The organism is Pedobacter sp. PLR (genome assembly GCF_026239675.1).
Lineage (GTDB): Bacteria > Bacteroidota > Bacteroidia > Sphingobacteriales > Sphingobacteriaceae > Pedobacter.
Genome location: NZ_JAPIVQ010000006.1, coordinates 95,720 through 109,969, shown reverse-complemented (window position 1 = coordinate 109,969; position 14,250 = coordinate 95,720). Strand labels below are relative to the sequence as shown.

The following is a 14,250-nucleotide window of genomic DNA, read 5'->3' as shown; positions in this document are numbered from 1 at the left end:
ATTAAAGAAGGATGAATCTTATGAAAAAATCTATATATATATTCCTGGTCTTGTTTGCCGGGTCATCAATTCTTTCAGGCTGTAAAAAGTTCCTGAATGTAACCCCGGTGGACAACTTATCGGGTAATAATTACTGGCAGAATAAAAAAGATGTTGAGGCTTTTACCGGAGGAATTTATAGAAAATTCCGCGCAGCGACTACTACCACGGCTTATTTTCCTGGCGTAGGGGATATGCGTTGCAGTCCTATAGTGCAAACTCCCGGAAACGGGCGTAGTTATATTTCTGACCTTGCCGGAAATAATATGCGCGGATTGATGGCAAATGGCTGGTGGTCAGATCAATATTTTCATTTTCAGGATTTCACCAAATGGAATGTCTGGTATGAGATGATCCAGGCTGCTAATATCCTTTTTGTGCAGGTTGATAATATTCCTGACCCTACATTTTCCGCTGCAGACAAGGCGAAATACCGTGCTGAAGCTGTTTTTTTACGTAACCTGGCCTATCTTTTCCTGGTTCGTCAGTTTGGTGATGTTCCTTATTATACGAATGCTTATAATGAGAAACCTCTACCTAGAATGAAAATGGTGGAGGTCTTAAATCTTTGTCTTGAAGACATGGGGAAATACAAAAATGACCTGCCATGGACCTATGACGATCCATCCATTGTGGCAATTCGTGCGATGCGCGGTGGAGCGATCGATTTGATGATGCACCTGCACATGTGGGCAGCAGGTTTTGATCCGGCAAATAAAACGCTGCATTATACGGCCGTAAATGTGTTGGGTGAAGAGCTGATGACTCAAAACAACAACAGTTATCAATTATTGCCTTTAGAGCGTACCAAAGAGATTTTTAAAGGAAGAACAAAAGAAGGTCTTTTTGAAGTGCTGCAAAGCTTAAACTATGGGGAACGTTTCAGTATCACTGCTTCTTTTTCTGATATGGTATTGAGGTACCCTAATAAACAGCCCGCATCGAACATTAAAAGTTATGCCTTTTATAACGCCAAATTCCTGGAAACATTATACCCTATAGGCAAGGCAGATAAAAGAAAGGACTATTGGTTTGATGAGTTTATGTATGCAACGGATGGAAAATTCCAGCTCCTGAAGTTTGTCAATATTTTTGCTGAGGAAGGGGAAGATGTGAATCCTGATGATAACATGATCGTATTCCGTTTGGCCGATGCCATTCTTTTACGTGCTGAGGCGCAGGCAGAGCTAGGGCTCAACGAAGATGCCAGAACTACGGTAAACCTCATCAGAGCCAGAGCAGAAGCAGAACCGATCACGGAAAGTGATGAGGATTTAAAGGATGCTATTTTCTATGAACGCAACAGGGAACTTATGGGCGAAGGACATGCTTATTTTGACCTCGTGCGCACGAGAAGGGTATTAAAAGAAAAGTATTGTTTTCACCCGATTTCGATAGAAGATTTTAACAAAGGGGCCTGGACATGGCCTATTGATAAAAGTGCATTGACCAACAATCCATACATGACTTTAAACGATTTCTGGAGATAATCATTCCATTCACAAACGATAATTCTGAATTTTATGTTGAAACTAATTAAAATAATAGCACCTGTTCTTTTACTTGCCGCCTGCCTCTTCGCAGGCTGTAAGAAGGAGCCATATTTCAAGGATACCGGTATTCATGATGCGAAGTATAACGGAACAGTTCTGCAATACCTGAATGATAAACCTGTTCATTTTGACTCCCTGAGCAGAGTGATCAAAATTGCAGGAATGGAAGAGCTGTTTAGCAAGGAAACGATTACTTTTTTCGCCCCGACAAGTGCCAGTGTTCACCAATCAGTTCATATTTTAAATGAGTATTTGTCTACTTCCGGCAAAGACACGGTTAGCCGTCTGGAACAATTAAAACCTGAATTCTGGCGTAAAATGCTGGCACTTTATGTTTTCAAAGGAAACTCTGGGCTTAAGGATTATCCGCAAATAGATACTGCAGCAATGCAGGCTTACCCGGGCCAGGGTTATAATTCTTTATCGGTAGACAATGAGCAGGGGAGGACGATGAATATAGGGGTTATTTACAATGATGCCGGAGGGGTTAAATATGCAGGTTACAGACAGCTGTTGATTTCTTATATCGCTGATTATTCCAATCCAACCCGGAGTCTGATCCTGAACCGCGTTTCTTCCTCGGATATTGCGCCCTCAAATGGTCGGGTTCATGTCTTGCAGAGTAGCTATCCTGGTTTTTCTTATTTCATAAAAGTTGATGGAACACTTGGTACCAGAGCGGTACAGTTACCTCAGTATTTTGGATTTGATCCTTATAATTTCATTTTTACGGCCTTGTCGATGGGCATTGATCCTTAACCGGTGCCGGACAAGAACGGAAATAATTATATCACTATATTTTATTAAAGAATTTATGATTTCAATCTATATAAAACATGTAAAAATAGCCCGGTTGACGCTGTTGTTGTTGATCATGGCTGCCGTTACTTTTTCTTGTAAGAAAAAAGAAGGTATCGGAGAAGATCCTTATGGTGGAGGAAAATTGCCATTAGGCGTTAGTTTTGCTGACGCGGGAGATATTGCAGGATCTGGTGTTGCAGGAGACCTGGCCACAATTAAAGTAAGAGGGCTCTTGGCTTATCAGGGGAAATTCGAGTTTTTCATCAATGAGGTCAAAACCGAAATTACCGGACTTACAGACAGTACACTGAATGTTGTGGTTCCAGAGAATGCCAGTAGTGGTGGTACAACCATCGTTTTAGACGGACAAACTTTTTTTGGACCTAAATTCACCATTGAAGGAAAGGTGTCTTTGGATGCCACATTCAAAGCAAACAATGGGTCAAACGGTACGATTGCTGATATTGTAAGCCTGCAAGATGGGAACTACCTCCTGGTAGGATACTTTACCAATTATCAGGGAAAAGCGGCTTCAGCCCCTATTAATGGAATCGTAAAAATAACGAAAGACGGAGAGTTTACTACCGGTCTTATGGCAGGTAAAGGCACCGATGGAGGGATCAGCTCAGTTCTGCCATTACAAAGTGGTAAAATTATGATCGGAGGGACGCTTTCTACTTATAACAGGAGATTAGGAATAGCCGGAGTCACACGCCTGAATGGAGATGGTTCTCTTGACTCTACCATCGTTAACCTGATGAATTTAACACCTTTAGTGCCAAAGAATGGATTAGATACCGTGCCTACCTTTAATGGTGGATTATTTGGTTCGGTAAAAAGGGTATTCGCCACAGAAAACAGGATTATCGCGGCAGGTCAGTTGATAGGCTATAAAAGTACTTATTATGAACGCTCTACCAGACTAAATAAGATCCTGGATTTCACGAGCATGAATACGTTCGTCAGAATGAAGCTTAACGGCACATTAGACTCTGCTTATAACTTTGATAAAGCCAATAAAAAGGGGTATCCGGGCGTAAATGGTCTACTTAACGATGCGTATATGCAGGGAGATGGTAAAATTATAGGCATTGGATTATTTACCAATTATAATGGAAGTCCGGCGAAGAACATTGTTCGTGTAGATACACTGGGTGCTTTCGATCCTACTTTTAAATCAGGTTCTGGCGCAGATGGGGAGATTGTTTCTTTGGTGGTTAATAAAGCTACCGGAAGTATCATGATTTCGGGTCTGTTTAAAAATTATAATGGCGTACCGGTAAATGGTGTGGCCATGTTAAAACCTGACGGGAGTATAGATCCTGCTTTCAAAATGGGAACATTAACAGGAGGTTTTGCCACCTATGCCATTCAATTGAATAGTGGTAAAATACTGGTTGCAGGAGGTTTCAAACAGTACAATGGTATTGTAAGACAAGGATTCATGGTCTTGAACGGCGATGGAAGTCTTGCTGCGAATTATAACAATACCGGAGTTTTTGAAGGAAGTATTTATAAAGTGATAGAAACGACTTCCGCACTGGGAAATCCTGCAGTGATTATGGTCGGTAATATTTACAAGTTCGATAACCAAAGTGTTGGAAATATCGTTCGTATCGAGCTGAAGTAGTAATTTTTTCATGATTAAGAGCAATAAGATGAACAAAATAAAAACATATACGCATAAAGGAATCTTAACCGGGATGCTGAGTTCGGCAGCCATGATTCTGCTATTGATGATGGGTTCCTGCAATAAAGATTTTCCGAATAAATTAAAGGAGAATCTGAAGAATGATACACTAGGTGTAAATTCTAAAACACGTAAGGTATTGTATATTATCGTTGATGGGTTAAGAGGGCGCGCATTGAAAGAAATTAATGCGCCTAATATCTCAGAGATTATCAAAAAATCAATTTATGCTTATGATGGTCTATCAGATATTGACGGTACTGGCGTAACCAACGCCGGTGCCTGGACCAATATGTTAACGGGTGTAAAGCGTGGCCAGCATGGGGTGGTATCAGATGATTTCGCAGGGAATAAATTGAATCAATACCCAACGGTCATTACCAGACTTAAACAGCAGCTACCAGAGCTTAGGACTGCGTCATTTAGTGCATCTGGCGCATTTGGGGCCAACCTTGCCACAGCTGCTACTGAAAATAAGAGTTTTGAAGGTGATGATGTAGCTGTGAAAACTGCGGCAAAAGCAGAGCTGGAAAGAATAGATGCAGGCTTTGTACTGGCACAATTTCATGGCGTTGAAACCACAGGAAAAACATCAGGTTATGAATCGACTACTCCTGATTATATCAATGCGGTGCTGAAAATGGATGTTTATATCGGTGAGCTGATGAATGCATTGGCAAAAAGAAAATCTTTCGCTACTGAAAACTGGTTGGTCGTGATTGCCTCTAATAAGGGTGGTGCGATCGCAGCAGATCCTAATAGTACGGATGTTACCCCTTATGCAGATGGGTTAAGAAATAACTTTGTGATTTTTTATAACCCAAGGTTTAATAGCCAGTTCGTACCTAAACCTGATTCCGAAAAGATTCCTTATTCTGGTTCAAGTATCCGTTTTGATTATACCTCCAGTACCAGAACAGTCGCTTCTATACCAAATTCGACGAGCTATAATTTCGGAATTTTTGGAAATTATACCGTTGAAATTTTATTAAAGAGCAATACCAGCAGTGAGATCTATCCGACCTTCCTTTCTAAAAGAACAATCGGATTTAGTGGTGAAGGCTGGAATATGTTCTTAGAAGGTGGGGCATGGACGCTGAATACGAATGTGTCTGGTCAGATGAAAGGTAGAGCAATTAATGACGGAAAATGGCATAAACTGACCATTGTATTTGATGGTACAAATAAAAAAGTGAGAGGATATACAGATGGCAAGCTCGACAATGAGTTGGTTATGAACGGAAATACGCTGGACAATACTGCGCCATTAAGACTAGGTTATATCGGTAATGATGGAAATCAGAATGCATCCGTGTTAATGAATGAGTTAAAAATCTTCCATGTGGCTTTAACAGCAGCAGAGATTTCTGCTTATAGCTGTAAAACAGACATTAAAGCAGATCACCCGCAATACAATAACCTGATCGGTTACTGGCCATTGCAGGACGGTTTTGGAAACGTACTGAAAGAAGCAACTGGAAAAGGAGTAGATTTCAGGTTAGGTGGTACCGTGCCATGGGAAACTTTTAGTGTGGTTAGTCCGGCTTTATGCCCGGATATTAATGCTTCATTTTTTACAATGGTACCCAACAATATAGATATTCCTATAGAGATCTATCATTGGATGGGCGTCTCTGTACCTTCATCATGGGGTCTTGGAGGAAAATCCTGGGATCCAACCTATTCAGACATTAAATCTTAATTGTGATATGAAAAACGCTAATTTTTTAAGCAAACTGCTTATGCTTCTTGTCTTGATGGGTTTCATCTCCTGCAAGGAATATGGTTATAAATTTGAAGATGGCTATAATAAGCCGGGAGAGGTGGTTGCCGGAGGATTGCCACTGGATACGATGATGCTGCAGATTGATCGCAGTATGTACTCCAGAGCAAGGATTTTTCCGGGAATGGTAGAGCCTTCAGAACCACGTGTAAAGAATGCGAAAGTGATACTGGATCTGAATTTCTCGTCATCCAACTCCAGGCTTTTAAGAATCAATGTGGCACCAGAGCCGCAATTTAGTATCGGTTATTATGCGCCGGCAGGGGAATTGATCAAGATCATTGTACCCGCCGGGATTAATGGACTGAGTGCTCAGATCGGTGGTCATACTGATGACCTTACTGGTAAGGAGCCTCTGCAAAGAGACGCAAGAATCACCAATGCCAAACAACTGTTCCCTGGTGTGAACTACATTCGTAACTTATATGGTGGAACGGTTTATATCCGTGCCGATATTGCAATTGAACAACCGGTAGAATTGCTCATTACAGGCGCAGTTGTTGCTCCGGATTTTATTTTAGGTAAAACAAATGATGCGGAATGGATCGCTCAGGTAAAAGCTTCTACCGTTCCATGGCTGGAATTGAGGTCTTCCAGGGTTATATTTCTGATTCCCAGAGATTTCTTAATTAAGAATTTTAATTCTTCCAAACCTTTGGTAAACCCTACCGCATTGATGAAAGAATGGAATGCGAAATTTGAGTTGGATTTCAATGGATGGATGGGCCTATCAGATAACAGTACTGATATCAGAGACCGAAGCCCACAGTCTGCCTGGCGTGAGGTATTGGACATTCAACCTTCGGTTGGTTATGGACACAATGGCTTCCCTGTAGTCGCAACGATGGACAGTGAATGGTTCAATAGTGTGGTTAGCCTGGAACAATTGCAAAATGGCGCAAACTGGGGTACTTATCATGAGTTTGGTCATAACTGTCAGATGCCTTCTATATGGAGCTGGGAAGTTTTAGGTGAAACGACAAACAACCTTTTCAACTATAAGGTGGCCAAAAGAAATGGGGCTAATTTCTCAATTCAACATGGTGACGACTGGGTTGCACCAGGACTTGCTTATGCGGCAGGACCTACCGGGTCAAAGAATTTTGATGGCGATGCAGCAATCAATGACCCGTTTAAAAGAATGATTCCTTTTTTACAGATTTTTGAAAAATATGGCTATGATGCCATGACCTATTTATATACCGAAGCAAGACATACTTCCAGATTTGCGACGACGACTCAGGATAAAAAGGATTTTGTTTATGAACGTTTTTCTGAATATGCAAAGGTAGATTTACTTCCATTTTTTGAGGCCTGGGGAATTCAGGTAAGTACTGTTTCTACCTCAAAGATTTCCAGTAAATATCCTTTATTGACTAAAAAAATATGGACTTATAATCCAATGACTAAAGCAGGAGGAGATGAAGCCTATGTGCCGTTGAAAATCACAGCGAGTTCTGAAGAGCTGAGTGGAGAAGGAGCGGTGAATGGAAGAGCAAACGCAATGATTGATGGTAATAATGCAACTTTCTGGCACTCACAGTGGGCGGGAACTCCACTAGGTAAAATGCCTTATACGCTGGTATTGGATCTGGGCTCAGCAACACCTATAAAAGGACTTTACTTTGTGACCAGGAATAGTGCAAATCAGATTCCTAAAGATGTGGAAGTTTATTCCAGCAATACTAAAACAGATGCCTCATGGGTTAAGGTAGGTACAAAACAGTTCCAAAAACTGGCAGCTACAAAAATTGACTATATTTTCCCTGCGGTCACCACAGCCAGGTATTACAAGATTGTCATTTTAAATAACCATAGTAACACTGCGGACGCTGCACTTGCGGAGTTAAATATAATTAAGCCATAAAGACTCTTAAATCATTGAAAATCATGATGAATTATAAAAATAAAAGTTCAATGCTGATGATGGGTACAGCATTAGCACTATTTGCCACCCTGTTTAACGCCTGTAAAAAGTATGACAATCCCCCTCCCGTATTCGAAGAATATGGGGGGGCGACTGAAAGTTTTGGGGTAAGAAAGGTATTGATCATTACCATAGACGGTGCCGTGGGTGAGGACGTTAAAAAGGTGAACCCTGTGAATATTGCGGCCATGCTGAAAAACAGTAAGTACAGTTTTGATGCGGTAAGTGATTTGCGAACCAATAATGGTTCAAGCTGGGCCAGTTTAATGACTGGTGTTGTTTCCTCGAAACACAGGGTAAATGATGATGGGTTTAATTTACTAAGCAGCGGCGCTGATGACCATAGTCAGATTATTAATTATCCAACAGCGCTTGCCCGGATGCTGGATGTAAGACCAGAGTTTAAAACACTGACAGCTACCTCCAATCAGGCCTTAAATAATTACTTAATTCATGCGGAACACCGTATTTTAACCAGTAATGACCAGCAGGTTAAGGATTCTGTAGTGAAGGCTTTACAAACAGAAGACTCAAGAGTGGTGATTGCAGATTTCAGGGATGTGGTTACTGCCGGGACTACTTTTGGTTTCTCAGCGGACATTCCGGAATATAAGAATGCGATTGTAAAGGTAGATGGCTATATCGGTGAAATCCTTGAGGCTTTAAAGAAACGCAAGGACTATAGCAAAGAAGACTGGTTGGTAATGGTATCCTCCAATCATGGTGGGCAAGGTAAATCTTACGGCGGTTCTTCGCTAAAAGAAAGGAACATTTTTAGTGTTTTTTATAATCCAAACTTTAAGCCTGTAGAGATGAAGGTGAATCCTTATTACTCAGTAAGGTATTGGGGTAAGGGAGATAATGCTGTTGAAGTTGCCGCTGGCAGGGTGGTTAGGGCTACTGCAGCTGATCCTACGGGCTTGTACAATCCTGGTAATGGTTCTATAACCATTCAGGCGAAAGTTTTATTTAATCTGAATCCCCTTACAGGAAACTACAATTACATATTTCCTCCTTTCTTAAGTAAAACCGACAACCGGACTGGTAGTACTCCGGGCTGGTCGTTCTTTAGAAATGGAAATGGCGTTACTTTTTATGTAGCAAATGGCGTTACCGGTGTTCAACCGTTAGCAGGGGGCGTTGGAAATGATGGCAAATGGCATACGATTACAGGTACGATTGCTAAGGATGGTGCAGTGTATAAAGTTAATATGTTTGTTGATGGCTTCAAAGCAACGACTGAAATGACACTTCCTTCAACTTCCATGGTTACTTCTCCCTCTCCATTGGTGATGGGCTATCAGCCATCAGTGTTTAGCGCAGATGGGCATATTAATATGTATATGTCGGATGTGAAGATCTGGAATAAGGTGTTGTCTGATGATGCTATTAAAGCAGGTGTCATACAAACGGATGTTCCTGCTACGGATGCTAATTATGCCAGCTTAATTAGTCATTGGCCAGGAAATGACGGGTCTACAAATATCATTAAGAACAAAGTGGCTAACCGTCCTAACTTCACAATTACAGGGAACTATACCTGGGACCTTTTAGCAAGTAATCCTGCAACAGGGTACGGTCCTGAAGACCCGAATATGGTATTGCTTCAGAATGTCGATATCACCTCACAAATGTTTTATTGGTTAAGAGTGCCAACTAAAACATCCTGGAATCTTGATGGTACGGTATGGTTAAATAAATATGAAATTGAATTCATCAAACAATAATTTTTTAGGCAGTAGATATTAAAAAAAACAGAAAACAATGAAAAGAAAATGTCTGTACCTATTTATGGTTTTTGCTGTTGCGGCAATCTCTTGTAAGAAAAGTTCGGTAGCTCCTGTAGTGGAAGTGATTCCGCCTACGGTAGAGCTTTCGGAAGATCCCAATTATATTAAAGTAGCCAATACCTTAACAGTTTCTCCGGTAATGGATGGCGCAAAATTTGACTGGAGTAATGAATCAAAGAAAGCGGTAGATATTCTGATAAAGTACAGTCAGGAAGGAAAGAGAATGGAGCATTCCGTTAAAAATAGCCAGGAAGCAACGGGGACATTTATACTCCCTATTTCTGGACAGACTAGTTTCACCATCACGGTTACCAATACAAATGGAACGTTGTTGGAAACCAGGTTAATTGGGATAATGCCTGTTTTAAAACCGGAGGTAAAACTAACGAAGACTGGTTGGACAGCTACGGCATCCAGTGAAATCAATGATAAAGATAATGAGTTTAATGGTGCGGAAAACATTGTGGATGAGGTAACCAGAATAAGCCTTACTTCTCCAGGTAAGCCTTCATTTTGGCAGTCAGATTATAACGCCGAACCAATGTACGTTTACCCGCACTGGTTAATTGTAGACATGAAAACAGCTGCAAAAATCACTAAAGTTGGATTGAATGCCCATACGGATGCAAGTCAGGGATTCACGAATTTCATTCTGGAAGGGAGTGAAGATGGTGTGAAATTTAATGAAATTGGTGATGGCTCATTAGCTTTTAATTCAGCACTAAAGACGGAACAGATTTTTCCGGTAGTTACTCCGGTAGCAATTCGTTATGTAAAGATCACGCTAAGAGTAGGGTCACCATACCCTTGTCTGGGGAATTTTGAAGCCTACTCGAGGAAATAGTTTTATTAATCCTATTATTGTGGGGCTCTGGATCTGTCCAGGGCCCCATTTTTATAATAGATACCCTTTAGTTAAGAAAGAAACAATAGAATATGATGCTAAACTTTAAAAGACGACTGATCCCCCTTGTTTTATGTGTACTCACGAATGTGGCTATGGCCCAGGAAATGCCGGTAACGGTTTATCCTAAACCTCATCAATTGCTGATGGAGCAAGGATCGATCCCGCTGGAACAGGCTTTTTATGTGAAGCCAGGGTCGGTAAATCCGGAATTACAAAGCCTTTTAGCTACGGTGCTGAAGCTGGATGGAACCAAAAAGGCATTGCCTTTAAGGGTAATAAAAAGCAAATCAGCGGATCAGCGCTCCGGGGCTTATCAACTATTCATCAATAAAGAAGGTATTAAGATTATCGCTGCGGACGACAGGGCTGCTTTTTATGCCGCACAGACTTTAATTCAATTGGTAAAGGGGAAACAGACGATTCCTTTTGTAAAGGTGAGCGATTATCCGGATGTTCCTTTCCGTGGTACGGTAGAGGGGTTTTATGGAGAACCATGGACACAAGAGGACCGTATAGAACAATTGCGTTTTTATGGAAAGCTGAAATTGAATACTTATATCTATGGTCCTAAAGATGATCCTTACCATTCTTCCCCTAACTGGAGGTTACATTATCCGGAAAAGGAGGAGGCGCAAATAAAATTGCTGGTAAAGGAAGCTAAAAAGAATTATGTGGACTTTGTCTGGGCCATCCACCCTGGAAAAGATATTAAATGGAACCTGGAAGACAGTACTGCCGTGCTTAAAAAGTTCGAGATGATGTATGGTCTTGGGGTCCGCTCTTTTGCGGTTTTCTTTGATGATATCTCCGGTGTAGGTACCGATGCCGTCAAACAAGCCGGTTTATTGAATTACATTCAGTACCAGTTTGTGAATAAGAAAAAAGATGTGACGCCCTTGATCATGTGTCCTACGGAATATAATAAAGGCTGGTCTGATCCAAAACCAGGTACTTATCTGGATATTCTGGGCGAGAAGTTAGATCCGGCGGTTCACATCATGTGGACCGGAAATACGGTGGTTGCCGACATTACGAAGGAAGGTTTGGAATGGGTTAATAAACGCATCCGTCGTCCGGCTTTTGTCTGGTGGAACTTTCCGGTAAGTGATTATGTCCGCGACCATTTATTAATGGGTCCTTCTTATGGAATTGACATCGATGCGCAAAATGACATGTCGGGTTTTGTATCTAATCCGATGGATAAAGCCGAGCCTTCTAAAACGGCTATATTTGGGGTGTCCTTGTATTCCTGGAATATGAAGAGTTATCAGCCGGAAGAAGCATGGGTGGCTTCTCACCGTTATATTATGCCGGAAGCTGCGGAAGCTTTTCAGCTGTTCAACTCGCATAACAGTGATCCGGGACCAAATGGCCACCGTTACAGAAGAACGGAATCTGTGGAAATGCAACCTTATACGGTAGCTTTCCTAAAATCATTAAAGGCTGGTGGTTATTCGGTTAAGGATGCGCAACGCCTTAAAACAGAATTTGAAGGAATGATTGCTGCGGCGAAAGAAATTCCAATAAAAAGTCAGAACAAAAGGCTTTTGGAGCAGATTGCACCATGGTTGGCACAGTTCGACTTACTTGGGAAAGCTGGTGTTGCGGCAATGGGATTAGCAGAAGCATGGAACAATAAATCATATGCTGCGGCATGGGCTCAGTATCTGGCAACGGAGCAGTTCCTGGAGCAAATGGACGACCTGGATAAAAGAATGAATCTGAACCCATATCAGCCAGGGGTTAAAACCGGATCTTTAGTAATGGTCCCTTTTGTAAAGGAGGTTTTATTTACTATCGGACAGCAAATGACATCGGGAATTGGATCTGGCGGTTCGGGGCTGGCCATGAATGCTCAGGATCAAACGGTACTTTATACCAATAATGCGAAGCTGAAATCTCAGCCATTGCAGATTGGCAACCAGTCTGTGGCAATTACACCGGCATTGGAGACTGTTCCGCTGAAGACCGGTGATTATTTTGGCCTGCGCCTGCATCCTAACTTAATGCCTGTTGCTTTACAGTTTAATCTGGAATCTGCTACGCTTGCCAGCTGGGGTGTTTTTGAAAGTTCTGTTGATGCTATAAACTGGATTACTCTGCCTGTGGAAGAGAAAAAGGGGAAAGGTATGGCGACTAATTTCAATGCCGGCACAGGTCAATACATCCGTTTTATAAACAAGTCTGAAAAAGCACAGCATCTATACCTTAAATTGTTTAAATTGGAAGTGAAAACCAAAAATGAAGCAGACAACGGGGTTTATGTATTGGATGGTAATCTGGCAACATATAGCACTTTTTCTAAAAATGAACCGAGGCTGGTACATCTGCCAAAAGCGATTCAGCAAGCTGATTTAAAGCTGTTGTTAAGACTTAAGGGACAATCTGCCACCTTATTTTCTAAGGATAAGCAGGGTAAGGAAGTAATTTTGTACCAGGGGAACGCTGATTATATCAAAATCGAAAAGTCTGCGTTGAAGAAGGTGGAAACCTTGTATTTTAAAACTGATGCCGTAGAACCGCTGCGCATTTATGAAATAGCTAAATAGCGAAGGGTTATTTTTTATTACTTATTAAAACGTTAAATATATGCAACTATATGAATGGGCAATATTGGTTTTAGCGATTATCGATGGGTTAATCGTACTGTGGATAAGTGTAATGGATAAAAAAGTATAAATAAACAAGACCTGGTGATTAAACCGGGTCTTGTTGCTATAAAAGATCTTTTCTAGGTGAAAAGTTCCTGAAGATCCCTGTCTGCAGTAGGTATCTTCTTTAAAAAGTCATCAAATCCAGCGCCTTCCTGGGAGCTGTACATACCATAAGCATCTAATATATATCCAATCTGACCGTCTTTATCTTCCAGGATATAAAGCACTGAGTTATCCGCGGGATCAGAATCACCTTCAAAGCGATAGGTTTTTATGATGGTTAAATCTTCCGGGTTATATATTTTATTTAGGCCTACACCTTGCATTTTACCATGGTCTGTCATCTTTACTTCATTGTCCAGTCCTTTTAATCTTAATTTCTCCAGGATCTGGCTAAGGGTATTCATTTCTGCGGGCTGTTCCATAATGATTGTTGGTTGTTTGTAGTAATTAACATTTTTTTGCCAAAATGGTTTTCTCTTTATGCAATCGGGGAGGCTTTGTCATCCTTAATAAAAAAAACTATTCCATATGGCAACCTTAAACCTCTCCCAAAATGGCCGGCCCGGAAACGCCAGGAGCCGCAAAGCTGTTCCCGCTGTAGATCTGACTGCAATGGTTGATCTGGCCTTTCTGTTGATTACCTTTTTTATGCTGACTACCTCTTTGTCCAGACCCCTGGCAATGGATCTGGCGAAGCCGGTTATTGACATTCCTGATCAGCCGTATCCGGCTTCAAGAACGGTTACATTAATCCTTGGAAAGGAAAATCAGGTGGTTTGGTACCGCGGAGAGCCGGGGAAATCAACCGCAGTGCAAAGCAATTTTGAAGGGATAAATCAGGTGTTGGCGGAGAATAAGAAGGCCATCGCGGAAATCCATAGCAATGATCCGGCTAAGTTTATGGTGGTCATCATCAAGCCAACAGCCGCATCCAGCTATAAGAATTTTGTGGATGCTCTGGATGAGATGAATATTGCCGCAGTAAAATCTTTTTTGGTGGATGATGATTCTTTGCTGGAACCAGAACTGGCCTCCCTGAAAAGTCTGGGCTTGTTGTAAGATAGGCTGATCGAAAAAAAAGGCACTATCCGGATGGGATAGCG

At 41.4% G+C, this 14,250-nt stretch carries 10 protein-coding genes; 9 read left to right on the top strand and 1 reads right to left on the bottom strand.

Going from position 1 to position 14,250, the window contains the following annotated elements:
* The first annotated feature begins 20 nt into the window (after positions 1-20).
* The 8 genes from OQX61_RS15790 (at position 21) to OQX61_RS15755 (ending at position 13,039) form a co-directional block, all read left to right on the top strand.
* Positions 21-1,529, top strand: coding sequence for a RagB/SusD family nutrient uptake outer membrane protein (locus tag OQX61_RS15790; RefSeq protein WP_265842756.1), 1,509 nt, complete (start codon positions 21-23; stop codon positions 1,527-1,529).
* A 33-nt stretch (positions 1,530-1,562) separates the two neighbouring features.
* Positions 1,563-2,351, top strand: coding sequence for a hypothetical protein (locus OQX61_RS15785; protein ID WP_265842754.1), 789 nt, complete (start codon positions 1,563-1,565; stop codon positions 2,349-2,351).
* A gap of 55 nt (positions 2,352-2,406) precedes the next feature.
* Positions 2,407-4,023 carry a DUF5008 domain-containing protein gene (locus OQX61_RS15780; protein ID WP_265842753.1) on the top strand — a complete coding sequence of 539 codons (1,617 nt, stop codon included), beginning with the start codon at positions 2,407-2,409 and terminating at the stop codon, positions 4,021-4,023.
* Positions 4,024-4,051: 28 nt separating this feature from the next.
* A complete protein-coding gene (locus tag OQX61_RS15775) occupies positions 4,052-5,785 on the top strand; it encodes a LamG-like jellyroll fold domain-containing protein (RefSeq protein WP_265842752.1) in 1,734 nt (577 codons plus the stop codon).
* Positions 5,786-5,792: 7 nt separating this feature from the next.
* A complete protein-coding gene (locus OQX61_RS15770; protein ID WP_265842751.1) occupies positions 5,793-7,733 on the top strand; it encodes a M60 family metallopeptidase in 1,941 nt (646 codons plus the stop codon).
* A gap of 23 nt (positions 7,734-7,756) precedes the next feature.
* A complete protein-coding gene (locus OQX61_RS15765; protein ID WP_265842750.1) occupies positions 7,757-9,520 on the top strand; it encodes a LamG-like jellyroll fold domain-containing protein in 1,764 nt (587 codons plus the stop codon).
* A gap of 37 nt (positions 9,521-9,557) precedes the next feature.
* Complete coding sequence (locus OQX61_RS15760; RefSeq protein ID WP_265842749.1) at positions 9,558-10,427, top strand: discoidin domain-containing protein; 870 nt, start codon at positions 9,558-9,560, stop codon at positions 10,425-10,427.
* 92 nt (positions 10,428-10,519) lie between these two features.
* Positions 10,520-13,039: a beta-N-acetylglucosaminidase domain-containing protein gene (locus tag OQX61_RS15755; protein WP_265842748.1), complete on the top strand. Its 2,520-nt coding sequence runs from the start codon at positions 10,520-10,522 to the stop codon at positions 13,037-13,039.
* Positions 13,040-13,221: 182 nt separating this feature from the next.
* Here the strand turns inward: OQX61_RS15755 and OQX61_RS15750 are convergent, their stop codons facing one another.
* The gene (locus tag OQX61_RS15750) at positions 13,222-13,569 is read right to left on the bottom strand and encodes a hypothetical protein (RefSeq protein ID WP_265842746.1); all 348 of its coding nucleotides are present in this window, start codon (positions 13,567-13,569) and stop codon (positions 13,222-13,224) included.
* 106 nt (positions 13,570-13,675) lie between these two features.
* Between OQX61_RS15750 and OQX61_RS15745 the strand changes: the two genes are divergently transcribed.
* Positions 13,676-14,206, top strand: coding sequence for a biopolymer transporter ExbD (locus OQX61_RS15745; RefSeq protein ID WP_265842745.1), 531 nt, complete (start codon positions 13,676-13,678; stop codon positions 14,204-14,206).
* Positions 14,207-14,250 lie beyond the last annotated feature (44 nt).